Origin of the sequence: Streptomyces sp. NPDC088197, assembly GCF_044741185.1 — a bacterium.
GTDB lineage: Bacteria > Actinomycetota > Actinomycetes > Streptomycetales > Streptomycetaceae > Actinacidiphila.
Map to the genome: position 1 here is coordinate 1 of NZ_JBIUSD010000036.1, position 1,023 is coordinate 1,023.

The 1,023-nt window shown below is 69.7% G+C and carries 1 protein-coding gene; it reads left to right on the plus strand.

Going from position 1 to position 1,023, the window contains the following annotated elements:
- Positions 1 to 71: 71 nt before the first annotated feature.
- Positions 72 to 1,023: IS481 family transposase (locus ACIOC1_RS35560; protein ID WP_401858772.1), on the plus strand; the 952-nt coding region annotated here is incomplete at its 3' end.

Sequence of the window (1,023 nt, forward strand, 5' to 3'; positions counted from 1 at the left end):
CCGGTGCTTGATCATGGCGAAGACCTCCGGTGTGGTGGAGCTGTCTAGGACTGCACCGCACGGAGGTCTTCGTGTCCCACCGTAATGCCCGGCTGACCGTTCACGGCAGACGGATCCTTGTCGAGCGTGTCCGCTCGGGCCGCCCGGTGGCGCATGTCGCAGCCGAGATGGGGATCTCGCGGACCACGGCCCATAAGTGGGTCAGGCGGTGGCGGGCCGAGGGCGAAGCCGGTCTGCACGACCGCTCCAGCCGGCCGCACAGGACACCGCACCGCACCCCGGCCGCGGTCGAGGCCCGCGTGTGCGAGCTGCGCCAGGCCCGCAAGCTCGGGCCGGCCCGGATCGGCCCGGTCCTGGGCATGCCCGCCTCGACCGTGCACCGGGTCCTGGTCCGCCACGGCCTGAACCGCCTGGCATACATCGACCGGCCCACCGGCGACATCATCCGCCGCTACGAACGCGACCGCCCCGGCGAACTGATCCACATCGACGTCAAGAAACTCGGCCGGATCCCCGACGGCGGCGGCTGGCGCACCCGCGGCCGCCAGGCCACCCGGGCCGGGAAACCGGGTGCCGGCTTCGACTACATCCACTCCGCCGTCGACGACCACACACGCCTGGCCTACAGCGAAGTCCACCCCGACGAGAAAGCCGCCACCTGCGCAGACTTCCTCCGCCGCGCAGCAGCCTTCTTCGCCACCACCGGCATCACCCGCATCGAACGCGTCCTGACCGACAACGCCTGGTCCTACCGCAAAAGCGCCCTGTGGAAGCAGGCCCTGGCCGACCTCGGCGCGACCGGCAAACTCACCCGCGCCTACCGCCCGCAGACCAACGGCAAGGTCGAACGCTTCAACCGCACCCTGCTCGACGAATGGGCCTACCAACAGCCCTACACCACCAACGACCAGCGGACCGCAGCCCTGGCAGACTTCCTCCACACCTACAACCACCACCGCACCCACACCGCACTCGGCGGCCAGCCACCCATCACCCGCGTCAACAACCCTCCAGGTCAATACA